This is a genomic window from Novosphingobium sp. BL-S-19, assembly GCF_055521675.1.
In genome coordinates this window covers 1,944,343-1,967,316 of the sequence record NZ_CM145498.1, presented here as the reverse complement: position 1 = coordinate 1,967,316, position 22,974 = coordinate 1,944,343, and the positions used below count along the sequence as shown (strand labels likewise).

The following is a 22,974-nucleotide window of genomic DNA, read 5'->3' as shown; positions in this document are numbered from 1 at the left end:
TGACGGGGTGTTTTGATTTGATGAGAGATGTGAACGCGAACTAGCGCCCCCGTTACACGCACCGCCTCACCCCGCCGCGCGCTCCCGCGTATCGCGGATCGCCAGTTCCATCAGCCGCGCATTGATCTCCAGCAGGCTCTCCTCGCGGCGCCCCGGCAGCGTGCCGAGTATCCGCCGCAAACGCCTGTCGGTCGCCAGCGTGATCGAGCGTTCGATACCCGTCATCAACGTCGTCGCCATCAGCACCGCCGTATCGCCCAGCACCCCGCGCGGATCCATTTGCGCGACGAACAGGCCGATCAGCGGCCGGGTGGAATTCACGCGCTGGTGCATGATCCGCACGTCGAACTGATCCGCCAGTGAGTTGCGCAAGTGCAGCAGGCCGGTGTGGCTGGCCCAGAACGCGTGATAGGCGCGCACGAACGCCATGGCCCGGGCATTGAGTTCCTCATCCGGCCAATATTCGCGGGCCAGCACGAAATACTCGTCTTGCGCCGATCCCATCACCGGCTCCAGCACCGCCAGCAGCAGTTCGGTGAAATCGGTGAAGTAGTTGTAGATCGACGTCATGCCGAGCCCGACCGTGCGGGCAACGGCACCCAGCGTCACCGGCTCGTCAGTCTTTTCGACAAGCTCGATCGCTGCCGCAAGGATCCGTTCACGCGTGACGCGGCCCTTGCGACCCAGTCTCTGGCCATGAAGGTTGTGGCTGATCGCCGCCGATGCGTCGGTGACGGCGGCAGCGAGGTGCGGCGGGACAGCCGGGATTCCGGTGTCCTCGCCGCCGTTCTCTTCTCCGGTGTCGCTTCCCAGAAAAGCCTCGGTCGTACCGTTTACGTCAGGCCGCGGCCTGGCCGACCGGCCAGGCGAGGATCTTGACGTCGGTGAACTCTTCGATGCCTTCGACACCCCATTCGCGTCCCATGCCGCTCGCCTTGTAGCCGCCGAAGGGAATGTCGCCGGCAATGCACATGCCGTTGTTGACGCTCATCGATCCGGTGCGCACGCGCTTGGCGATATTGATGGCCCGGTTCAGATCGCCCGAGCTGACGCCGCCCGATAGGCCATAGGAGCTCTGGTTGGCAATGCGCACGGCATCCTCGTCGTCCTCATAGGGGATGACGACCAGCACGGGGCCGAAGATTTCTTCCTGGGCGATGCGCATGTCGTTGGTAACGTCCACGAAGCAGGTCGGCTCCACGAAGTAGCCGCCGCCCTTGTCCGGACGGATATTGCCGCCGGCGATCAGTGTGGCGCCCTCTTCCTGGCCCAGATCGATGTAGCTCTTCACGCGCTCCATCTGACGCTTGGAGATCACCGGGCCCATGATGTGCGCCGGGTTCTGGATATCGCCCCAGTTGTCGCCGAAGTTGCCATAGGCGCCCTTGAGGATGGCCTTAGCTTCTTCATAACGGCTCTTGGGCACCAGCAGGCGCGACTGCACGGCGCAGCCCTGACCGGCGTGGAACACCAACATCGCCATGCCCACTTCCATCGCGAAGTTCGGCGCATCGTCGAGCACGATCTTCGCCGACTTGCCGCCGAGTTCGAGGAACACGCGCTTCAGCGTGGGGGCGCCCTGCTCCATGATGCGCTTGCCGACGCCGGTGGAGCCGGTGAACGAGATCAGGTCCACGCGCGGATCGGTGACGAGCATTTCGCCCGCCAGCGCCGGATCGGCGCCGAACACCACGTTGATCACGCCATCGGGGAAGCCGGCTTCCTTGGCCAGTTCACCGAAGATCGCGCCCATGCCCGGGGTATCCGGCGCGGGCTTCAGGATCACCGTGCAACCGGCCAGCAGCGCGGCGACGATCTTGCCGATGTTGACGTAGAGCGGCACGTTCCAAGGCGTGATCGCGCCGACCACGCCGATTGCCTCACGCACGCCCACGCGCTTGTGGATCATGCCGAAGGCCGGCTTTTCGCCGTAGTCCTTTTCCCACTCCAGCTTGTCGAAGACGGCCATGTAGTCGTCCCAACCGTCCAGAGCCATGTCGACATGCGCGCGGTTGACCGCACCCTGCGCCGCGCCGGCTTCGTGCATGGCGAGTTCGCCAAGACGCGGACGGGCCGCTTCGAACAGTTCGCGGTACTTCTTCACCAGCGCCACGCGCTTTTCGGTGTTGGTGGACCAGTCGGTATCGTCGAAAGCGCGGCGGGCGGCAGCGATGGCGGCGTTCACGTCATCGGCGGTGGCATCGGCGGCCTTGCCGATCGCCTCGCCGGTCCAGGGGCTGATCACGTCGAACGTGCCGCCATTGCTGGCGCCGCGCAACTGGCCGTCGATATAGAGCTTGGCTTCGGGAAGAGTGGTCATCGTCTGATCCTTGGCGGGAATAGGGTCTTGCAGGATTTGGGCGTCGCTCATGGGTGGCGCGCTCCCACTGAAACGTGGAGCACGCGCACATCAGGCGGCAGATCGATGACCGAGCGGAACACGCCGGTCACATTCTCGGTGTTCGAGATCGGCCGAGAGCGCAGGTCGATACCGTTGGCGGCACAGCCCTGGTGGAAGCGCATGGCGGCATCGGGGTTCCAGCCCGGAGCGGTCTTGCCCGCTTCGTACATTGGCCCGGCGCGCACGGTGGTGACGCGGATGCCTGCAGGCTCCAGTTCCTCCACCAGCGCTTCGGTGAAGCGTTCGAGCCCGGCCTTGGTGCACTGGTAGAGCGAGAGCATGACGAAAGGCACAGCGATGGATTCGCTGCCCACGTTGATGATCTGGCCGCCCTTTTCCATCATCGGGATGGCCGCACGGCAGCAATAGATCGGGCCGTTGAGATTGGTGGCGATGATGCCGTCGATCTGCGCGTCGGTCGCCTCGGCCACCGTGAACGGTTCGTAAATCGCGGCATTGTTGATCAGCACGTCAATCTTCGGGTGCTTTTCGGCAATCGCCTGGAAAGCCTTGCGCACGGAATCGGCGGAGGCCACGTCGCACTCCACCGCCATGGCCGTGCCACCGATCTCGTCGGCCAGTTCCTGCACCTTGGACAGCGTGCGGCCCAGCAGGATCACGGTTTCCCCTTCACTGGCGAAACGCCTTGCAAGCGCGCGGCCGAGGCCCGCACCGGCGCCAGTGATCACGATCGTCTTACCCACGCATCCTCCCGCTATTACGGCTTTCGAGTGCCGATCCTTGGCCGGCACGATTTCCCAAACTCTAGCTTCTCTGCAAGGCGCTGCCTATCGCGGCCACGATGGTTCGACAGGACCGTCCCCGCGATACATTACGGCACACGATCACCCCTGGGCCGTGGCATCCGAAGCCCGATGGCGCGTCAAGTTGAGGCGCATCGTGTCCAGCACGTCCAACAGGCGTTCCTTGTCCGCATCGGGCACGCCTTCCAGCGCCAGATCGGCTGTTTCCTCGGCCAGAGGCTGCAACTGTTCCAGCAATTCGCGGCCGCGCGGCGTCAGATAGAGCCGCCAGGCGCGCCGGTCTGCCGGATCGGCGCGGCGTTCGACCAGCCCGCCATCCTGCATCCGGTCGATCATGCGACCGGCCGTAATCGGCTCCACCTCCAGAATTTCGGCAAGACCACCCTGGTTGATCCCCTCCATGCGGTGAAGCACGCTGAGGACCTGCCATTGCGGCCGGGTTACGCCGATCGCCCGTGCCCGCTCGTCGAAAGACCGGCGCATCAAGCGCGCCACTTGCGACAGAACGGTGCCGATCTTGCGTTCCATTGCCCGTTAAATACTAGGCTTGCTTAGTATTTGCGAATGAAATCGCAATCGCTTCGCAGGGAACGCCCCGGCGGTGGCACCTCAGGGTTTGGCCATGTCCACGATCAGGCGAGAAAGCGTCTGTTTCGCGATCTTCCAGCCGTCGGCGGAGCGCACGTACGTCTCGTGATAATGGCCGTAACCGGTCAGCGCGAACGAGTCCTTGATCACACGATCCTGCATGGCCCAGATCACTTCGGCGCTGTCGCCGCGGAACGTTACTTCCGGCGAGTGGATCTGGTGCGCGGTCTTCGCATCGGCCAGCGAGTGCCGGACCATCGCAACGAAAGTGTCGCGCCCCTTTTCCAGCGTACCGCCTGCCGGGCGGGTATCGATCTCGCAATCCTCGGTGAACAGCGCAGCCCAGCCATCCCAGTCCTTGGTATCGAGTAGGCGGCAATAGCGGGCCTTGAGATTGCAGATCTCCAGCCAGTCTTCGAAACTCGGCGTCTGTGCCATGCTGTCCTCCCCTTAACCGGGCGTAGATTCCGTCTCCAGCCGCTCGGCGGCCAGCTTGCGGAGATCCGCCGTCTTGATCTTGGCGCTGCCGGTGGTCTTCAGATCGCTCTCCGCCACGAACAGCACCTTGCGCGGCACCTTGTAGCTGGCGAGCTTTTCCTTGGCGAAATCGCGGATCGATCCGGCATCGGGACGTGCGCCTTCGACCGGGACCACGCAGGAAACCACCAGTTCGCCCAGCAGATCGTCGGGCACGCCCACGGTCTGCACCATCTTCACTTCGGGATGGGCACGGATCACTTCGTCGATCTCCAGAGGAGAGACGTTGGCACCGCCGGTCTTGATGATGTCGTTCAGGCGGCCTTCCCAGAACAGGCGGCCCTGATCGTCGATGTAGCCTCCGTCCGCGGTGCGCAGAAAGCCTTCGCCATCCAGCGATTCGTCCAGCGGCACGCCGAGGTAGCCCAGCATCAGCGTCGGCCCCTTCACCGCGATCTCGCCGCGTTCGCCCAGCGGCATGGTCGCCCCGCTCATCGGATCGACGATCTTGATCGTGGAGCCGGCGGTCGGAATGCCGTGCGACTTGCCGGCAACTTCCTCAGACGTGCCCGAAGCGAAGACCGAGATCAGCGTGAATGTCTCGGTATTGCCGAAGGCTTGCGCCGGTTCGCGCCAGTCTGTCTCGATCGTCGGATGCTGCGCGCAGGGCGTCAGCGCATCGATGTAGTGCATCGGCGAGAGGTCGACGCTCTCGTAATTGGGCGCGGCCATGAGCTGCGCCCACTGGTGCGGCCAGGCGAGCATCATCGTCGCCTTTTCCGCTTCCATCAGCGACAGCGCTTCTTCGGCATCGAACCAGCGCTGCAAGACCAGCGATCCGCCCGAACCGAGCGTGCCGCCCAGCGCCATCGAGAAATTGCCCGACCAGAAGAACCCATTCGCCGACCACGTGCGCGGCGGCTCTTTCACGTCGTACCACTGCGGCCAGCGCCAGAGTTGCAGGCAGACGCCGCGATGGGCGGAAAGGATGCCCTTGGCCTTGCCGGTGGAGCCGGAGGAGAAGAACAGCACGCCGGGATCGCTCGGCTGCACTGAGGCGGCAGCGGCATCTACCAGCGCGGGATCGACGCTGTTTCCGCGCGCGAGGAACGCATTCCAGCCCTCGATCGCGCCGAGGCCTTCATCGCTGTCGATCACAGCGAGGTGGCGCAGGAATGGGAACTTGGTGGAAGCGACTTCGCCGGGCTTGGCCGAGCCGATCTGCGGCTCCAGATCGACGAGGATTTCGGCGAAATTCTTCTTGAGCACCTGCCGTTCGAGCAACAGCACCGAACATCCGCCCATCTGCAGCACGATTTCGAGTTCGGCGGGGGTGAAGAACGTGCTCACCGTCATGGCGACGCCGCCCGCAAGCGCGGTGCCGAAGACGCTGGAGAGGAATTCGAGGCGGTTGGTCGCGAGCACGCCGACGCGGGTGCCCTTGCCAACCCCGCAGGCGACGAGCGCGCGGGCGACTTCCATCGAGCGGGCCCAGAGGTCGTCGTAAGTCCAGCGTTCGACCCGGTCGCCAAGGTGGATGACCGCCGCCTCGGAAGGACCATGGCGGCGCGATACCTCGTGAACGAATCCACCCAGCGTCAGCGGACCGATGCCCTGCTCTTCCGCCAGCGGAATGCCCCGCGCGATGGACAGGCCCTGCGTGACTTCTACCATGCGTTCCTCATCGTTTTTGCGGGGCCTCTGGTGGCCCCTTCTCCCATCGAAGCTCTGGCGCGGCAGGCGGCTCCCTCAAACCGCCCGCCGCGCCGGCTGCATCAGGCGTTCACGTCAACGATGTAACGGCCAGTGACCTCACCGGACATGAACTTGCGAGCAGCCTCGATGGCGTCGCCAAGGCCGATGGTCTGGCCGATGGTTTCCAGCGCTGCCGGGTCGAGATCCTTGGCCAGACGGTCCCAGGCCTTCAGGCGCTTGGCCTTGGGGGCCATGACGCTGTCGATGCCCAGCAGCGAAACGCCGCGCAGGATGAAGGGCATGACGGTCGAGGGCAGGTCGAAGCCCTGCGCCAGACCGCAAGCGGCAACCGCGCCGCCGTACTTGGTCTGCGCAATGGCATTGGCCAGCGTGTGGCTGCCGGCGGTGTCGACCACGCCCGCCCAGCGCTCCTTCTGGAGCGGCTTGCCCTTTTCGGCGAGTTCGGCGCGATCGATGATCGTTTCCGCGCCCAGCGACTTCAGATAGTCCGCCTCACCCGGCTTGCCGGTGAGCGCGGCGACCGAGTAGCCCAGCTTCTTGAGAATGGCGATGGCGACCGAGCCGACGCCGCCGGTGGCGCCGGTGACCAGGATTTCGCCCTGATCCGGGGTCACGCCCCAGTCCACCAGCGCATCGACGCAAAGCGCAGCGGTATAGCCGGCCGTGCCGATCGCCATGGCCTGCTTCGGCGTGAAGGCCGACGGCAGCGGCACCAGCCAGTCACCCTTCAGCTTGGCCTTTTGCGACAGGCCGCCCCAGTGGCCCTCACCCACGCCCCAGCCGTTGAGCACGACGGTATCGCCGGCTTTCCAGTCGGCATGGCTGCTTTCGGTAACGGTGCCGACCAGGTCGATCCCCGGAACCATCGGGAACTTGCGCACGACGGGCGACGCGCCGGTAACGGCAAGGCCGTCCTTGAAATTGAGCGTGGAGAACGCGACGTCGATAGCGACATCGCCTTCGGGCAGCGCGCTTTCGTCAAGCTGCTGGAGAGTGACCGTCTGGCCCTCATCGGTCTTGTCGATCACGATAGCGGAAAACATGGCATACTCCCTCAAGGGCTGCTTTGGAGCCCGACGATGCAGACCCTAGCTGAAAGGGAATATGCACGGCTCCGTCAATGCCGCCGCCCCACGCCATCGCGGAGGCGAAGCGGCATCACCGATGGGGTATCGGTTAAGGCCGCAATGGCCCCTGCTTGGCCTCATTCCCCCCCTTCTCGTCATTGCGAGCGTAGCGAAGCAATCCAGAGCGGAGTGGGCCCGGCTCTGGATTGCTTCGCTACGCTCGCAATGACGAAGGGTGGTGGGTATCGCATGCGGCCTAACCCGGCGACCCCGACAGCCTCAGCCGCCGGGCGAAACCCCGTGCGCCGCCAGCAGATCCGCCACCCTCGGGAAGGCCTTGGCCCGCATCGTGCCGTACATGGAAAGCCGCAGAATCTCGCGCGAATAGCGGCGCGACAGTTCGCGCCGCTCGCCTTCGTCGGCAGCGTGAGCACGGGCGAGGATCGGCCAGAAGAACACCCCTGCCAGGTTCATCACCGAATAGACCTCGAAATCGATGCCCGGTTCGGCCAGATCGGTGCCCGCAAAGCGGCCCAGCGAACCGCAATATTCCCGCCAGAACGGGTCCTGCGACGGGTCCGGAGAGGCCAGCACCTGCTGCAGCCAGACGCGGCAGATGTCCGGATTTTCCATCGCGAAATCAGCCAGCCGGTCGGTAAGCGACACGACATCCACTTCCTCGACCCGCCGCTCCCCGACAGTCTCCGGATCACCAAAAACGGCATGAAACAGCTTGTCCGAAACCCACTGGATCGTCGCCTCGATCAGCTTTTCGCGCGTTTCGAAATGCTGATAGGCCGTGCCGCGATTGACGGCGGCGAGATGGGCGACGGCAGAGAGGCTGACGCCCTCTGGCCCGTCCTTGGCCAAAAGGTTGGCCGCCGCATCCAGAATGACGGCGCGCGTCGCGACCGGATCGCGCGTCCTGCGCCGTGTTTTCGCCTCCATGCCCGCCCCTTTTCCTGTATCAAAGGGCGAGCATAGCGGCGTGCTTACTAATCGACAATGTTGATCAGCTTGTCCTCAGAGGAAGGCTTTGACCTTTTCAAGGACCAGTTCGGCGTGTTCCTTCCGGCAGATCAGCAGGTCCGGCATATAGACGTCCTCCCGATTGTAGACCAGCGGGCTGCCGTCGATACGCGAGACGTGGAGGCCCCAGCCCTGCGCGACGGCGGCAGGAGCGCAGCTATCCCACTCGTACTGGCCGCCGGAGTGGAGATAGATGTCCGCCTCTCCGCGCAGGATCGCCATGGCCTTGGCCCCAGCCGATCCCATCGGCACCAGTTCGGCCCCGATGGCTTCGGCCACGCCGGTCGCTTCCTTGGCGGGACGCGTGCGGCTGACGACCATGCGCAGCTTTTCAGGCGCGGGGGGAACCTCGCCCGGCTGGTCGGAGCGCAGGACAATGCCTGCGCCCGGCAGCGCCACGGCGCCCAGCACCGGAGCCCCATCCACTGCCATGCCGATGTGAACGGCCCAGTCGGCCCGTTCCTCGCCATATTCACGGGTGCCGTCGACCGGATCGACGATCCACACGCGATCCTTGGCCAGACGCTCGGCATTGTCCTTTTCCTCTTCGGAGAGCAGCCCGTCCTCGGGCCGCTGCTCGCGAAGGGCGTGGCAGAGGAACTGGTTGGCGGTCTGGTCCCCCGCCTTGCCCAGCGACTTGCCCGAGAACAGGCCGGAAGCCCGCACGTCGAGCAGGATCTTGCCTGCCACTTCGGCCAGATGCGCGGCGAGATCGCCGTCGTTTAGGCTCATCAGGCGTCTCCCAGCAGCGTGTCGACGATGAGGTTCGCAGCCTCTTCCGGCGAGATCGCCGTGGTGTCGATGCGGATTTCCGGGTTGCGCGGCGCTTCGTAGGGGCTGTCGATGCCCGTGAAGTTCTTCAGCTCGCCCGAACGCGCCTTCTTGTAGAGGCCCTTGACGTCGCGCGCCTCGGCCACCTTCAGCGGCGTGTCGATGAACACTTCGAAGAACTCGCCTTCCGGCAGCATCGTGCGCACCATCTCGCGATCTGCCTGGAACGGCGAGATGAAGGCGGTGATCACGATCAGGCCGGCATCGGTCATCAGCTTCGAGACTTCGCCCACGCGGCGGATATTCTCGATGCGGTCCGCCTCGGTGAAGCCCAGATCCTTGTTGAGACCGTGGCGCACGTTGTCGCCATCGAGCAGGAAGGTGTGCCGGTTCATCCGGTGCAGCTTCTTCTCGACAAGGTTGGCGATGGTCGACTTGCCGGAACCCGAAAGGCCGGTGAACCACAGCACCGCCGGGCGCTGGTTCTTCAGGCCCGCGTGCTGCTTGCGATCGATGTCCACGGCCTGCCAGTGCACGTTCTGCGAACGGCGCAGCGAGAAGTGGATCATGCCCGCCGCCACCGTGGCATTGGTCATCTTGTCGATCAGGATGAAGCCGCCCAGCGTACGGTTGTCGGCATAGGCCTCGAACACGATCTGCTTGTCGGTGGTCAGTTCCGCCACGCCGATCGAGTTCAGCTCCAGCGTCTTGGCCGCCAGATGCTCCATCGTGTTGACGTTGACTTCGTACTTCGGCTCCTGAACCGTCGCCGACACCACCTGCGTGCCGATCTTCAGCCAGTAGGCACGGCCGGGCACCATGGCCTCGTCCGCCATCCACACGAAAGTCGCCTCGAACTGGTCGGCGGTCTGCGGCGGGCTGTCGGCGACCGAGATCACCGAACCGCGCGAGCAATCGATCTCGTCCGCGAAGCATACGGTGACCGACTGACCGGCAACCGCTTCTTCCAGATCGCCATCATAAGTGACGACGCGGGTGATCGTGCTGGTCTTGCCCGAGGGCAGGACGCGGATCTTGTCGCCCGCCTTCACCGAACCGGTGGCGATCAGGCCCGAGAAACCGCGGAAGTCCAGGTTCGGACGGTTCACCCACTGCACCGGCATGCGGAACGGCTTGTCGGCATCGACCGAGGAGAGAACCTCCACCGTTTCCAGATGCTCGACCAGCGGAATACCGGCGTATTGCGGCGCCTTGTACCACGGGGTCTTGTCCGAGAGCGTGGTGATGTTGTCGCCCTTGAAGCCCGAGATCGGCAGCGCGGTGAAGCTTTCGATCCCGATCGAAGTGGCGAACTCGGTATAGTCCGCGAGGATCTTGTCGAAGACCTCCTGGCTGTAGTCCACGAGGTCCATCTTGTTGACCGCAAGGACGATGTTCTTGATGCCGATCAGGTGGCACAGGTACGAGTGGCGGCGCGTCTGCACCAGCACGCCCTTGCGCGCATCGATCAGGATCACCGCAAGGTCGGCGGTGGAGGCACCGGTGACCATGTTGCGGGTGTACTGTTCGTGGCCCGGGCAGTCGGCAACGATGAACTTGCGCTTCTCGGTGTTGAAGAAGCGGTAGGCCACGTCGATGGTGATGCCCTGCTCGCGCTCTGCGGCAAGACCGTCGACCAGCAGCGCGAAGTCGATCTCCTGCCCCTGCGTGCCGACCTTCTTGGAGTCCGACTGGAGCGCATCCAGCTGATCTTCGAAGATCATCTTCGAATCGTAGAGCAGGCGCCCGATCAGGGTGGACTTGCCATCGTCGACGCTGCCGCAGGTGATGAAGCGCAGCATCGTCTTGTGCTCGTGCTGGACGAGGTATGCGTCGATATCGTCCGCGATCAGCTGGTCGGTGACGTAGACTGCTTCTTTGGTTTCGGTGTCGGTCTGGGCCATTTTACGTCATCCCAGCGAAAGCTGGGATCTCCCTCGATAAGTTCCGATTGGCGGCACGAGACCCCAGCATTCGCTGGGGTGACGAACAAAGTTCGTCAGAAGTACCCCTGCTGCTTCTTGACTTCCATGCCGGCACCGCCGGCGTCCTTGTCGATGGCGCGGCCCTGCCGCTCGGATGTGGTGGTGAGGAGCGTTTCCTGGATCACTTCGGGAAGCGTCTTCGCCTCGCTCTCCACCGCGCCGGTCAGCGGGTAGCAGCCGAGCGTGCGGAAACGGATCGAGCGTTCGACGGGAACTTCGCCTTCCTTCAGCGGGAAGCGTTCGTCGTCCACCATCAGCAGCATGCCGTCACGCTCCACGGTCGGGCGCTTTTCGGCGAAGTAGAGCGGCACGATGGGGATGTCGTTCAGGTGGATGTACTGCCAGATGTCTAGCTCGGTCCAGTTGGAGATCGGGAAGACGCGGATCGATTCACCGCGCGCCTTCTTGGCGTTGTAGAGATTCCACAGTTCCGGGCGCTGGTTCTTCGGGTCCCAGCCGTGCGAGGACGTGCGGAAGGAGAAGATGCGCTCCTTGGCGCGGCTCTTTTCCTCGTCGCGGCGGGCGCCGCCGAAGGCCGCATCGAAACCGTACTTGTCCAGCGCCTGCTTCAGGCCCTCGGTCTTCCACATGTCGGTGTGGAGCGCGCCGTGATCGAAGGGGTTGATGCCCTTCTCGATGGCTTCGGGGTTCTGGTAGACCAGCAGCTCCATGCCGCTCTCACGCGCCATCTTGTCGCGCAGCTCGTACATCGCCTTGAACTTCCACGTCGTATCGACATGGAGCAGCGGGAACGGCGGCGGCGAGGGATAGAACGCCTTGCGGGCAAGGTGCAGCATCACGGCGCTGTCCTTGCCGACCGAATAGAGCATCACGGGCTTTTCAGCCTCGGCGACGACTTCGCGGATGATGTGGATGCTCTCGGCTTCGAGACGCTCCAGATGCGTGAGTGTTTTCATCAGGTCTTCCTCTGCCCAGGGCTCATGCCCGTTGGCTGGGTTTCAAACTGTCCCGATTCCGAATCGCAGGGATGACATTCGCGCGAACCTCCCATATGGGAGGATATGGCTCTTACCAGCAACGACGAGACCGATCTCCTGATCCCACTCTTTCAGGGAAATGCCGAAAATCCGCGATTTTCGACATTTCTGGAAAGGTTGCGTCGTCGCACCCAAGCCGATTACGTCAGCCTGATCCTTCGCATGGGCGATGGCCCGCACGCCGCAATCGTCGAAAGCTACGCCGGAATCGACTTGCGGACGCGGGCCCGCGAGTCGGAACAGCAGGGACCGTTCGACCTCGATCGCTACCTCTACGACGGGTTGCGGCCGGGGCGGGTCTATTCGATCGGGGAGATGATCGATCACGACCCGGTGGCGCGCGCGGATCGCAACCGGCGGATGGCGAAACTCGGCATCGGTGACGAGCGTGTGGTGCGGATCGCCGGCGGAGAACGCTACAGCGCATGGCTGCTGATGGCCCGCGCACGTGAGTGCACCGCCGCCGACAGCGCCCTGCTCTCCAGCCTGGCGCCTTACGTCGCCATCGCGGTCGAAAACCTCGTGGCGATGGACCGCGACCGGCTTGCGGCGCGGATCAATGCCATGGGGCTGGAACGTACCGGCAAGGGCTGGATGCTGCTCGACGCCGAAGCGCGCGTGGTGGCGGCCGATCCGGCGCTGGCGGAATTCTGGCAGACGCATTGCGGCGCGGCCCTGCGCCCGGGCGAGCGCGTGCTGGGCCTGGATCTCGCCGCCGAGCGCAAGTTGGCAGCCATCGCGGCGGAAATGACGCAGGATCGCACCCTGTCAGCGCGGCCGCTACTGCTGCGGGACAATCCGCATATCGACGCGCTGCTGATGCCCGCCGAAAATGCGGAGGCTCTCGCGGCACCGGCAATCCTGGCGCTCTGCACCCTGCCCCGGCCGCATTCGGACCACAGCGCCGAGCGACTGGCGGAAGTCTTCGACCTCCCCCGGCGCGAGGCGGAACTGGCGATGGCGCTAGCGGACGGCCACTCCATCGCCGAAGCGGCGGAGCGCATGGGTCTGACGCTGGAAACGGCGCGCAACTATTCCAAGCGGCTCTACGCCAAGCTGGGTGTGCGCGGGCAGGCGGAACTGGTGCGACTGGTTTACGAGAGCAGTGCGGTGATGGCGTAAAGCGCGCGCCTGCCCGAGGCCGCGACCCCAAACCAAGCCTAACCTCAAAAACTTCGTCGCCCCCGCGCAGGCGGGGGCCCCGCTTCCTTTTTGCGTCCCAGCGCGAGACCAGAAGAACAAGCGGGGTCCCCGCCTTCGCGGGGACGACGAAGTTTTATCAGATCAATCCCCGAGCTTGGCCTCCATCGCCCCGATTTCCGAACGCAGCCACATCGTCTCGGACAGGTTCTTGCCGCCCGAAGCCGCCAGCAAAGCCTCATGCGCCGCCTTGCGCACGGTCAGCACCGCCGCATTGTCCGGCTCAGCGCTGAGAGCGATGTCGGTCAGGTGCACGGCCTCCAGCGAAGCGCCTGCATCCAGCTTCGCCTGCGCCCGTTCCGCCAGCTTGGCCGCACCGCCAGCCAGCTCGACCAGATCAACATCCACGCTAGAACGCGGCACGCCGTAGAGCGCAGTGGTGCCATCCTCATAGTGCAGCCAGCCCGAATACTCGCGCCAGATCGACTTGACCGCCCAGGCGGCCTTGCCATGGAATTCGCCGATCTCCAGCCCCTCGGGCCAGGCGAATTCGCGCATCAGCCTGTGCACGTCCTTGCCCGCCTTCATGCCTTCCAGCGTATAGTCGCGCACGTAGCTGACCGCCGCGTGCATCCTGTCGAGATCGGCGCGGATGCGTTCCGCGCCGCGAATGGCCTCGCCGTGCCCGGTGACGATGATCTCGGCCCCAAGCTCGCGGATCGCCTCGAGCGACTTCAGGTAATTGCGCACCAGACGCGGCTTGTCCCCGCGCAGGGTGTTGAGGAACGGCATCGACAGCCAGACCGGCCCGAAGACATTGCCGGTGAAGGCGATCTTCTCCTTGGGCATCCAGACCGTGAGCGAGTCGATGGTCTCACCCTCGGGCGTGGAGATCAGTTCGAACGTCCGCCCGCCAAGGTCGATAGTCAGACGGCGGTCGACGAGGATGTCCGGAACCACGTTCGGCGCCGGCGTGGGCGAACCGCCGCGCTTCAGCGTCGATCCCCAGAGCTTGCCGCTCCTCGGCCCGAAGAAGGGCTGAAGGGCCATCATGTCCGAAAGCGCTTCGTTGAAGCCCGGCCCGCCGACGACTTGCGTGCCCTCTTCCAGAAATTCCGGCACGCCGCCGAAGTGATCGGCATGGCTCTGCGTAAGGATGATGAAGGCAAGCGGGCCGGTGCGCGGCGGGGTCAGCAGGCGCTTGGTGCGCTCTGCATTGTCCATGAAGCCGGTGTTGATCATGACGTCGCCCTCGGCGGTCGTCACGAGGTAGGCGTTCGAGATATCGTTCGCCTGAAACACGAAATCGGTGATCGCGATAGCCTCGGCCTGCTCGTCGCCCGAGCGGACCAGACCTGCCAGCTTCGGCCCGGCGTCCTTCACACTGTCAGCACTTGGCATTTCAAGCCTCCTCGATACCGATCATGACTTTGGCGGATTGCGGCGTGGCCGCGATTTCCAGGCCCTTCATGATCTCGCTGAATGGCAGCTTGTGGCTGATCATCGGCGCGATCTTGTCCTTCAGACGGGGCATGGCGGCCACCACTTCGGGCATTTCGGTCGGGTAACCGACCGCCGTGGTGATCGTCATCTCGCTGGTCAGCATGCGGCCAACCGGAAACTCGATGGGCCGCATATAGGCGGCGGTGATGACCAGCTTGGCATGCAGCTTGGCCATCATGATTACATCGGTCAGGATGTTGGGGGCGCCCGCCGCGTCGATGAAGGCATCGGTGCCCACGCCCACGCGGCCATAGCTCGGCACTTCGCCGTGCAGCTTCGCCAGTTCGGCGCGCAGATCGATCTTGGTGGGATCGAGCGCGGCCCGAACACCCAGCGCCCGCGCGCGCTCCAGACGCTCTTCGGACAGATCAAGCGCCACCACATCGGTCACGCCGCGATCGACCAGCCAGAGCAGCATGCCAAGGCCGATCGGTCCGCAGCCGAACACGACAACCTTGTCGCCCGGCTTCACATCGGCGCGATTGACGCCGTGCATGGCGACGGCCAGCGGCTCGCACATGGCGGCAACGTCGTAGGAGATGCCTTCGGGAATCGGCAGGATGGAATCGCCCAGCCGGGCCTCGCGCACCAGCAATTCCTGCGTGAATGCGCCTTCCGGCCCGCCCGAACCGATGTTGCTGGGCGTCATCATCGGATTGACGATGACGGCATCGCCCACGGAAATCCCGGCGACTTCGGCGCCGACTTCCATCACCTCGCCCGCGCCTTCATGGCCCAGCGCGGTCTCCACACCCGGCGGAATGCCGCCCATCTTGATGTAGGACAGGTCCGATCCGCAGATGCCGACCGACTTCATCTTGACGACGACGTCCTTCGGCCCCGCCGCCGGACGTTCGTAAGCATCGACGCGGACATCGCCTTGCCCATGGATCTTGAGCAGTTCCATCGCTTCTCTCCCTCCGTCGCTTACGGACGAACCATGTAGCCGCCGTCGATCGTGACCGTCTCACCGGTCATGAACGAACTGGCATCCGAGCAAAGATAGGCACCGATGCCCTCGAAGTCCGCCGGATAACCGGTGCGCTTTATCGGAATCGTCGGGGCGAAATGCGCGGCCACGGCATCGGCGCGTGCGCCCTCACCCATCATCGGCGTGATGACCAGACCCGGCGCCACGACGTTGGCGCGAATGCCCAGCGGGGCCAGTTCGATGGCAAGGCAGCGGATCGCCGCCGCCACCGCCGCCTTCGACGCGGCATATTCCATCTTGCCCGGCAGGCCCTGAAACAGCGAGAGCGAACCGCAGGCCACAAGGCTGCCGCCGCTCTGGTCACCCGCCTCGACGCGCTCCTTCATCAGCCGCGCGCCTTCGCGCAGGGTGAAGAAGGCACCGTCCAGCGCAGTCTTCTGGAATTCGTACCAATGCTCGGTCGGCATCTCGAAAGCCGAGTTGTAACGCGGCGACGCGCCCGAGTTGGCGAACACGCAGTCCACCCGGCCGAAATCGGCAATCACCTGCTCGTAACCGGCCTTGATGTTCGCCTCTTCCGAAACGTCCACCTGATAGGCGATCACCTTGCCCGCGCCGGCCGCTTCCAATTCAGCCTTGGCCTTCGCGCTCTTTTCCGCGTTGCGCGCCCAGATCGCCAGATCGCCGCCCATCTTGGCCACGCCCATGGCAAAGCCGAAACCGATGCCGCCGTTACCACCGGTCACCACCGTCACCTTGCCCGTGCAGTCAAAAAGGCCCTTGGCCATCATTCTCTCCTCGATCCCGTTACCGGCCTTCTTGCCGGCACTTTCGTTGGCGCGATGTTTCCCGTGGGCGGCTTGTCCCGCAAGCTTGGCAATCATAGAATTCAGGCCCTATCCAAGCGTCAGGGACACGAATTCGGGCCATGGACCCGACAAGTCCGGGAGAGCCTGCAATGCCCGATAACCGCTCCGCCCATACGCCGACGATGATCGTCGATGCGGAGCTTTGCGCCGCCGGAATCACCGCACAGATCGTGCGTTTCGACATTCCCGAACCCACCGACACGCGCCACGCCGTCGGCGCCGGCTATCACGTCAACATGTGCCTGACCCCTCGCCCGCTGGAATCGCGCGGCGGCTATCGCGAACGCTGGGGCCCACATCGATTCGAGCGACTGGGAGACGTTTTCGCGATCCCGCCCGGCGAATCGCTCTTCATTCGCGGCGGCAGCGGCCGACAGGCCTCGCTGGTCTGCACCATCGACGCCGCGCTCGTGCATGACCTGCTGGGCCGCGACCTGCCGTGGGACGATGCGCATCTGGCCGCCGCGCTCGACATCGGCAGCGCGCAAGTGCGCGCCCTGCTGTTCCGCATCACCGCCGAAGTGCGCCACCCCGGCCTCGCCTCGCAACGGATGCTGGAACTGCTGGGCAGCGAACTCGCCATCGAGCTTGGCCGCTATGGCCTGGAAGTCTCGGAAAGACCGATGACCGGGGGGCTCTCCGGCTGGCGGCTAAGACTGATCGAGGAGCGGCTGGCAAACGACCTCACCGCCCCCCCGCTGAAGGAACTGGCCGATTCTTGCGGACTTTCGGTGCGCCAACTCACGCGCGGCTTTCGTGTCAGCCGCGCCTGCTCGATCGGCGACTACATCGAACAGCGCCGGATGGAAGCCGCCAAGCGCCTGCTGATGGAGGGTGAAAGCGTGAAGACCATCGCCTTCTCCATGGGCTTCTCCTCGCCTTCCAGCTTCACTTTCGCGTTCCGCCGCGCGGTCGGCGCCAGCCCCAGCACCTTCCGCCAGCGGCAGGGCCGCGCGTTGGCGTCGATGCCCTCCGTCGCCGCCTAGCGCGGGTCTTGGCCCGGATTCGATATATCGACCCGATCTGACGCGCCAGCCGCATTGCCAATCGGCCCCGCGCACAGGCTAACTCATGCTCATGAGGTCGCCGCAGCGGCCCGGACCGAGACACGGGAAAGAGGATTACGAAATGGCCGAGCAACTCACGGCGAACAAGCTCGTCGGCGACGCTCTCGTCGAACAGGCGATGAAGGACACCGGCATCCGGGACTTCGACAATGACACATGGCGCGAAGGATTCGACGTCTTCGTGGACGATTTCAACGCCGGCATCGCGCGCGGTCAGTACACCGAAGGCGGCATCGCCCGCGCCGCCGCCGACACGCTGCACTATCTGCGCGGCCGCCTGAAGATTTCGGACTATCTGCGCCAGAACCCCGAACTGCTCAGCCGCCCGGTCGAAAAGCCGGTCTTCGTGATGGGCGTGCCGCGCACCGGCACCACCCTGCTGTCAAACCTGCTGGCCGCCGATCCGGCGCGCCGCTCGCCGCTGACATGGGAAATCGACGATCCGGTGCCGCCGGTCGCCTCCCGCGACCTGCTGACCACCGATCCGCGCGCGCAGGCCCGTCTGGCGCAGGAAAAGGCCATGCTCGAAGCCAATCCGGCCATGGGCAAATACTATCGCGGCTCGGCCGTCTATCCGAACGAGTGCGTGTTCTTTATGGCGCACGACTTCAAGACGCTGATGATCGATTCCAAGGGCACGCTGCCGGGCTACAAGGAGTTCATCTTCTCCTGCGACATGACCAGCGCCTACGAATACCACAAGAAGTTCCTGCAGGTTCTCCAGCAGAATGCCGGCGGCGTGTGGAACGTGAAGAAGCCCAGCCACGCGCTGTGGCTGGAAACGATCTTCAAGGTCTATCCCGACGCCCGCGTGCTCTGGGCGCACCGCGATCCGTTCACCGCCACCGGTTCGCTCTGCTCGATCATCTCGCTCAGCCACATGGCGCACATGGGCAAGCCGGATACGGCCTGGCTCAAGGAAAACTACACCTGGCAGGCGGCCGAGCACGCCAACCGGATCATGGATTTCCGCGACAAACACGGCGAGGACAAGATTATCGACGTCCACTATGCCGACATGACCGCCGATCCGATCGGCACCATGAAGAAGGTCTACCAGCAACTGGGCGACGAATGGACCGCCGAGGCAGAGGCCGGCATCCAGCAGTGGGTGAAGGACAACCCGCAGGACAAGTTCGGCAAGCACGAATACAAGCTGGCGCAGTACGGCATCGAAAAGGCGGAGCTTGAGCCGCTCTTCGAACGCTATCTCTCGCGCTACGACGTCGCACGCGAAGGCTGATCGCGGGACGCCCCCAATGTTTCTCGTCGCCCCCGCGAAGGCGGGGGCCCCGCTTGCCTTTGGCCGAGACGCAAGGAAGCGGGATCCCCGCCTTCGCGGGGATGACGCGGGTGGTTGGCAAGGATTTTAGGAGAGACTGATGCTCGAAGGCCGCCATTACCAGAACGCCTACGTTTGCGACAATCTGGAAGCCGGGATCGACCTATTCCGCGGGCGTGGGCTTACCCGCGAACCGATGATCATCCCGGTGGACCAGCAGGTGCTCACGCCGCAGGGCCTGAAGCGCCAGAAGGGCCGGATCTGCTTCATCTGGATCGGCGAACTCCAGATCGAACTGATCGAGAACGAGATCGACGAAGTGGGCATCTATGCCAATTGCCTGTCGAATGGAGGCCCGCTGCGCTTTCACCACATCTGCTTCGGGGTGGACGACTGGGCAGACTTCCGCAAACGGGTCGACAGCCAGGAGTTCCCGATCGCCATGGAGCGTCCGGAAGGCGACGATCCGAACGCGCTAAAGTTCCTCTACCTCGATGCCCGCAAGGTCTTCGGGCACTACATCGAATATACCTGGATGCCCGAAGCCATGTGGCAGCAGATCAAGAAAATGTGATCGGCATCGTGCCGTCGGCTCGTACGGCGGCACGGCCCACAGCCTCCCGCGCGATGCGGTAGGCGGTGGGTTCGGCAATGTTCAGCCGGGCACGCGCCGTATCGAGCGGCTCGGCGAGGATGCGTTCGTAGTCCTCACCGGGTAGCCAAGCGGCGTTCTTGCCCCGGCGATAGCCTTCGCGGATCGCCCGCAGCACCAGCTTGCCGCCGCGCGCGCGCAGCGCCTTCAGCGCTCCGCCCAGCGCGATGAACGCCCAGCCCAGCCCGCGCGTCTGCGCATAGGAGAAGGCCACGAGGCAAAGCTCACCCAGCGGCTCATCGGCGCGGTAGCCGGTAAGGATGTGCCAAATGTCATGGGTATCGCGCATCCGGCGGCCGAACCACGCATAGGGATGGCGGATATTGCGGTTGATGCCGTCGACCTCACTCGCTTCGGCAAGGCCCTTGGCCGAATAGCCGGTCGCCCGCAGGAATTCCGCATAGGCGGCACCAACGGTGCCCTCGCCAAATTGCGCGACGAAGGCCGGGTCCGAAAAGCGTTCGGCCAGTTCGACCCTCTCATAGGCAAGCCGGCCGCCCTCCGCCGTGCGCATCAGCCGCAGATAACCCGCCTTCGCCGTGCCGGCATTGAGTGCGCGCATGATGCGGAAGACCTGGCCCGTGTCATTGGCGTCGGCCAACAGGCGGCGCAGCGCCTTTAAGGCCGTGCCCCAGTCGCGGCGGTCCGGAATGGCGGCGGAAAGTTCTGATCTCATCATCCGTTCCCTGGAAAGATGCCGATGACGTCATTAATATGAGCAATGCTCATGTTCTGAAACTCGCGTTACCGGGCCCCTTCGATGACCGAAAAACCGCACGAAAATCCGCCAGTTAAGACGCGAAAGCCGCGCCAGGGCCGCGCCGTGCACAAAGTGGAACTCATGTTGGAGGCGGCCATGCGGCTGCTCGACGCGAAGGGCTATGACGGCTTCACCACCAATGCCGTCGCCGAAACGGCGGGCGTCAGCATCGGCACGCTTTACCAGTACTTCCCCAACAAGGAATCGATCCTCGACAGTCTGGCCGATCGCGAGATGGCCGCGCTGTCGGAGCGGATTCTCACCGTTCTGGCCGATCAGGCGACGGTGTCGGTGCGCGAGCGTGTAGGGCTGATCGTGCGCGCCGTCGCGGCGGCCTATGGCGACCGGCGCCGCGTGCACCGGCTGCTAATGGAGCGATCACTGGCAAGAGGCACGCACCGGATGGCTCCGCTGCTGGAACATCTGACCACCCTGCTCTCCTCGCCCACTGGCCCGAATCCGCCGGGCAGCGATCGCCGGCTGACGCGGGGAGAGGCTTTCGTGCTGACCAATGCCTTCGTCGGCGTGCTGCGCGCGATGATCATGCGCCCGGAAACCGCGCCGGGCGATACCGAAATCGAGGACGGCTTGGTCCGACTGGTGATGGGCTATGCCGATCTCGCCAGACCAGTTCAGGAGGGGCCGGTTCAGGCCGGTTCGGACACCACTTCGCCGTAAAGCGTGGTGCGCTGCTTCAGCGTGCGGCCAACGCTTTCCGCCGCGTCCCGCAGTTCCGCGATAGTCACGCCCTGCCCGTGCGCAGCCCCTGCGGCACGGCTGATGCTCTCGTCCATCAGCACGCCGCCAAGGTCGTTGGCGCCCGCCGCCAGCACGGCCGCCGCGCCGTCCATGCCCAGTTTCACCCATGAGCATTGGATCGAGTTGATCGCCCCGTTCAGCGCCAGACGCGCCACTGCATGCATCATCACCGCCTCACGCCAGGTCGGCCCCTTGCGGCATTGCCCGCGCCGGTAGAACGGCGCCTCCATATGGACGAGCGGCAGCGGCACGAACTCGGTGATCCCGCCGGTATCGAGTTGGAGATTGCGCAGCGCCAACAAGTGCCGCGCCCAGTGCTCAATGCCTTCGAGGTGCCCGAACATCACCGTCGAAGTCGTCGGCAGGCCGACACGGTGCGCCGTGCCGACGACATCCAGCCATTCCTGCGTGGTCAGCTTGCCCGGGCAGATCTGCTCGCGAATGTCGTCGCAGAGGATCTCGGCCGCCGTGCCGGGGAGCGAGCCCAGCCCCGCATCCTTCAGCATCGCCAGATAGTCCCGCACCGGCATGCCTAGCGTGCGCGCGCCTTGGCTCACTTCCAGCGGGGAGAAGGCGTGGACATGAAGGTCCGGACACGCTGCTTTCACTTCGCGCAGGATCGAAAGGTAGGTTTCGCCGGTGTAGCTCGGGTGGATGCCGCCTTGCAGGCAAACCTCGGTCGCGCCCCGTTCCACCGCCTCACGCGCGCGACCGGCAACTTCGGACAAGTCGAGATTGTAGGGCTTGTCGCGGAAACCCGCCTTGCTGCTGGTCTTCGAAAAGGCGCAGAATGAGCAAGTGTGGGTGCAGATATTGGTGTAGTTGATGTTGCGATTGACGACGTAAGTCACGGTATCGCCGCTGACTTCGGCGCGCAGGCCATCGGCCGCCTCCACCACCGCCTGCGCCGCCGCGCCGCGCGTGGCGAAAAGCGCGACGATCTCGTCCTCGCTCAGCGTCGTCCCGCTCGCCGCGCGGTCGAGGATACGATGGAGCGATGCTGCCACCGGCCCGGCATGGTGCTGCCCCAGCGGAGCGCGAACACTGCCTGGTGCATGCTGATCGGCCAGACCCGGGCTCCAGACGCTGTCTCGCGCCAGCCCCTCGGCATCGGCATGGCGCAGCACTGCCGGGCGGATCGCCGGATCGAGCCATGAGCGGTCCTCGCTCATCACGAAGCGCGGATAGATCGTCAGGCGCTCGACCAGCGGCAGGCCCTTGCCCGCACAGATCGCGCGCAGCCGCTCCACTTCGGGCCAGGGCGCTTCCGGGTTCACATGATCGAGCGTGACTGGAGAGATGCCGCCCCAATCGTCGATCCCGGCGTCGATCAGTTCGACAAGCCGCTCGTCATTCAGATTGGGCGGCGCCTGTACCGAGACTTCGTCCGGCAGCAGAATGCGCGCGGCGGCGACCACGCGCAGAAAATCCGCCTCGCTCGCTTCCGGCGCGCGGGCCATCTTCGTGCCCGGCTTGGGGCAGAAGTTCTGGACGATGACTTCCTGCAAGTGGCCATGGTCGCAGTGCAGATCACGCAGAGCGATCAGCGCGTCGATCCGTTCGTCCGCCGTCTCGCCGATGCCGATCAGCACGCCGCTGGTCATCGGCACCCGCGCACGACCGGCCGCCGCCAGCGAGGCAAGGCGCAGCGCCGGCACCTTGTCGGGCGAGCCATGGTGGCACATGCCCTTTTCCAGCAGCCGTTCCGACGTGCTTTCCAGCATGAGCCCCGCCGAAGCCGCGACCGGGCGGAGCATCCGGTAGTCCTCTTCCTCCAGCACGCCGGCGTTGACGTGCGGCAGCAGGCCGGTTTCCTTCAACACCAGTTCGGCGCAGTGGCGCACGTAATCCACGGTGCGCGCAAAGCCCCGCTCCGCCAGCCAGTCGCGCGCGGCGGCATAACGGCGCTCCGGGGCATCGCCCAGCGTGAACAGCGCCTCCCGGCAACCCGCAGCGGCCCCGGCGCGGGCGATGTCCAGCACTTCCTCAGGCGTTAGGTAAGGCGCTTCGAGCCGGGAGGGCGTCGTCGCGAAGGTGCAATAGTGGCAGACGTCAGTGCAAAGGCGCGTCAGCGGGATGAAGACCTTGGGCGAATAGGTCATCCGCGCCGGCCCGTTCGCGTCGCGTCTGGTACGCGCGCGGGCGGTTACCTCCTTCAACGGCGCGGCCAGCAACCATGCCTTCAACTGGCGGGTCTCATCCTGCATCTGCTCAC

Annotated in this window: 21 protein-coding genes; 5 read left to right on the top strand and 16 right to left on the bottom strand. The window is 64.7% G+C overall.

The genetic code is table 11. The annotated features are described in order from the left end of the window. Nucleotides 1-66: 66 nt before the first annotated feature. The 11 genes from ACZ1JV_RS17400 to cysD form a co-directional block, all read right to left on the bottom strand. Entirely contained in the window at nucleotides 67-909 is an 843-nt protein-coding gene (locus ACZ1JV_RS17400; RefSeq protein ID WP_465138353.1) for a TetR/AcrR family transcriptional regulator, read from the bottom strand. Continuing rightward, nucleotides 839-2,320, bottom strand: a complete 1,482-nt coding sequence (locus ACZ1JV_RS17395) for an aldehyde dehydrogenase family protein (RefSeq protein WP_465152598.1) — start codon at nucleotides 2,318-2,320, stop codon at nucleotides 839-841. Before ACZ1JV_RS17395 ends, ACZ1JV_RS17400 begins: the two co-directional genes overlap by 71 nt. A 47-nt stretch (nucleotides 2,321-2,367) precedes the next feature. Next, nucleotides 2,368-3,105, bottom strand: a complete 738-nt coding sequence (locus ACZ1JV_RS17390) for an SDR family oxidoreductase (protein ID WP_465149814.1) — start codon at nucleotides 3,103-3,105, stop codon at nucleotides 2,368-2,370. 141 nt (nucleotides 3,106-3,246) lie between these two features. Further along, complete coding sequence (locus ACZ1JV_RS17385; protein ID WP_465138351.1) at nucleotides 3,247-3,693, bottom strand: MarR family winged helix-turn-helix transcriptional regulator; 447 nt, start codon at nucleotides 3,691-3,693, stop codon at nucleotides 3,247-3,249. An 81-nt stretch (nucleotides 3,694-3,774) separates the two neighbouring features. After that, on the bottom strand, nucleotides 3,775-4,191 hold the full coding sequence (locus tag ACZ1JV_RS17380) for a nuclear transport factor 2 family protein (RefSeq protein WP_465149813.1): 417 nt from the start codon (nucleotides 4,189-4,191) through the stop codon (nucleotides 3,775-3,777). A gap of 12 nt (nucleotides 4,192-4,203) precedes the next feature. Continuing rightward, nucleotides 4,204-5,904 (bottom strand): class I adenylate-forming enzyme family protein, encoded by a 1,701-nt coding sequence (locus ACZ1JV_RS17375; protein ID WP_465149812.1) that lies wholly within the window; start codon nucleotides 5,902-5,904, stop codon nucleotides 4,204-4,206. A 101-nt stretch (nucleotides 5,905-6,005) separates the two neighbouring features. Next, nucleotides 6,006-6,989 (bottom strand): acrylyl-CoA reductase (NADPH), encoded by a 984-nt coding sequence (gene acuI / locus ACZ1JV_RS17370; protein WP_465149811.1) that lies wholly within the window; start codon nucleotides 6,987-6,989, stop codon nucleotides 6,006-6,008. A gap of 303 nt (nucleotides 6,990-7,292) precedes the next feature. Next, the gene (locus ACZ1JV_RS17365; RefSeq protein ID WP_465149810.1) at nucleotides 7,293-7,961 is read right to left on the bottom strand and encodes a TetR/AcrR family transcriptional regulator; all 669 of its coding nucleotides are present in this window, start codon (nucleotides 7,959-7,961) and stop codon (nucleotides 7,293-7,295) included. A gap of 75 nt (nucleotides 7,962-8,036) precedes the next feature. Continuing rightward, complete coding sequence (locus ACZ1JV_RS17360) at nucleotides 8,037-8,774, bottom strand: 3'(2'),5'-bisphosphate nucleotidase CysQ (RefSeq protein ID WP_465149809.1); 738 nt, start codon at nucleotides 8,772-8,774, stop codon at nucleotides 8,037-8,039. Next, the gene (gene cysN / locus ACZ1JV_RS17355) at nucleotides 8,774-10,717 is read right to left on the bottom strand and encodes a sulfate adenylyltransferase subunit CysN (protein WP_465149808.1); all 1,944 of its coding nucleotides are present in this window, start codon (nucleotides 10,715-10,717) and stop codon (nucleotides 8,774-8,776) included. Before cysN ends, ACZ1JV_RS17360 begins: the two co-directional genes overlap by 1 nt. Nucleotides 10,718-10,812: 95 nt before the next feature. After that, on the bottom strand, nucleotides 10,813-11,715 hold the full coding sequence (gene cysD / locus ACZ1JV_RS17350; RefSeq protein WP_465149807.1) for a sulfate adenylyltransferase subunit CysD: 903 nt from the start codon (nucleotides 11,713-11,715) through the stop codon (nucleotides 10,813-10,815). 198 nt (nucleotides 11,716-11,913) lie between these two features. Between cysD and ACZ1JV_RS17345 the strand changes: the two genes are divergently transcribed. Continuing rightward, nucleotides 11,914-12,918: a helix-turn-helix transcriptional regulator gene (locus ACZ1JV_RS17345; protein WP_465149806.1), complete on the top strand. Its 1,005-nt coding sequence runs from the start codon at nucleotides 11,914-11,916 to the stop codon at nucleotides 12,916-12,918. Nucleotides 12,919-13,080: 162 nt separating this feature from the next. On the opposite strand, the gene ACZ1JV_RS17340 is transcribed toward ACZ1JV_RS17345, so the two are convergent. The 3 genes from ACZ1JV_RS17340 to ACZ1JV_RS17330 are packed head-to-tail and all read right to left on the bottom strand — an operon-like array spanning nucleotide 13,081 to nucleotide 16,158. Beyond that, complete coding sequence (locus tag ACZ1JV_RS17340) at nucleotides 13,081-14,337, bottom strand: MBL fold metallo-hydrolase (protein ID WP_465149805.1); 1,257 nt, start codon at nucleotides 14,335-14,337, stop codon at nucleotides 13,081-13,083. A 1-nt stretch (nucleotide 14,338) separates the two neighbouring features. Then, the gene (locus tag ACZ1JV_RS17335; RefSeq protein ID WP_465149804.1) at nucleotides 14,339-15,346 is read right to left on the bottom strand and encodes a zinc-dependent alcohol dehydrogenase; all 1,008 of its coding nucleotides are present in this window, start codon (nucleotides 15,344-15,346) and stop codon (nucleotides 14,339-14,341) included. Nucleotides 15,347-15,366: 20 nt separating this feature from the next. After that, the gene (locus ACZ1JV_RS17330) at nucleotides 15,367-16,158 is read right to left on the bottom strand and encodes an SDR family NAD(P)-dependent oxidoreductase (RefSeq protein ID WP_465149803.1); all 792 of its coding nucleotides are present in this window, start codon (nucleotides 16,156-16,158) and stop codon (nucleotides 15,367-15,369) included. A 170-nt stretch (nucleotides 16,159-16,328) separates the two neighbouring features. On the opposite strand from ACZ1JV_RS17330, the gene ACZ1JV_RS17325 reads away from it, so the two are divergent. From ACZ1JV_RS17325 to ACZ1JV_RS17315, 3 genes are all read left to right on the top strand, one after another. Continuing rightward, entirely contained in the window at nucleotides 16,329-17,225 is an 897-nt protein-coding gene (locus ACZ1JV_RS17325) for a helix-turn-helix transcriptional regulator (protein ID WP_465149802.1), read from the top strand. A 142-nt stretch (nucleotides 17,226-17,367) separates the two neighbouring features. Beyond that, entirely contained in the window at nucleotides 17,368-18,549 is a 1,182-nt protein-coding gene (locus ACZ1JV_RS17320) for a sulfotransferase family protein (protein WP_465149801.1), read from the top strand. A 139-nt stretch (nucleotides 18,550-18,688) separates the two neighbouring features. Beyond that, on the top strand, nucleotides 18,689-19,162 hold the full coding sequence (locus tag ACZ1JV_RS17315) for a VOC family protein (protein WP_465149800.1): 474 nt from the start codon (nucleotides 18,689-18,691) through the stop codon (nucleotides 19,160-19,162). Here the strand turns inward: ACZ1JV_RS17315 and ACZ1JV_RS17310 are convergent. Continuing rightward, nucleotides 19,149-19,919, bottom strand: coding sequence for a Coq4 family protein (locus ACZ1JV_RS17310; RefSeq protein ID WP_465149799.1), 771 nt, complete (start codon nucleotides 19,917-19,919; stop codon nucleotides 19,149-19,151). The two genes, ACZ1JV_RS17315 and ACZ1JV_RS17310, sit on opposite strands and share 14 nt — an antisense overlap. A gap of 81 nt (nucleotides 19,920-20,000) precedes the next feature. On the opposite strand from ACZ1JV_RS17310, the gene ACZ1JV_RS17305 reads away from it, so the two are divergent. Then, a complete protein-coding gene (locus ACZ1JV_RS17305) occupies nucleotides 20,001-20,678 on the top strand; it encodes a TetR/AcrR family transcriptional regulator (RefSeq protein WP_465149798.1) in 678 nt (225 codons plus the stop codon). On the opposite strand, the gene cofH is transcribed toward ACZ1JV_RS17305, so the two are convergent. Further along, nucleotides 20,648-22,966 carry a 5-amino-6-(D-ribitylamino)uracil--L-tyrosine 4-hydroxyphenyl transferase CofH gene (gene cofH / locus ACZ1JV_RS17300; protein ID WP_465149797.1) on the bottom strand — a complete coding sequence of 773 codons (2,319 nt, stop codon included), beginning with the start codon at nucleotides 22,964-22,966 and terminating at the stop codon, nucleotides 20,648-20,650. The genes ACZ1JV_RS17305 and cofH overlap by 31 nt on opposite strands. Nucleotides 22,967-22,974 lie beyond the last annotated feature (8 nt).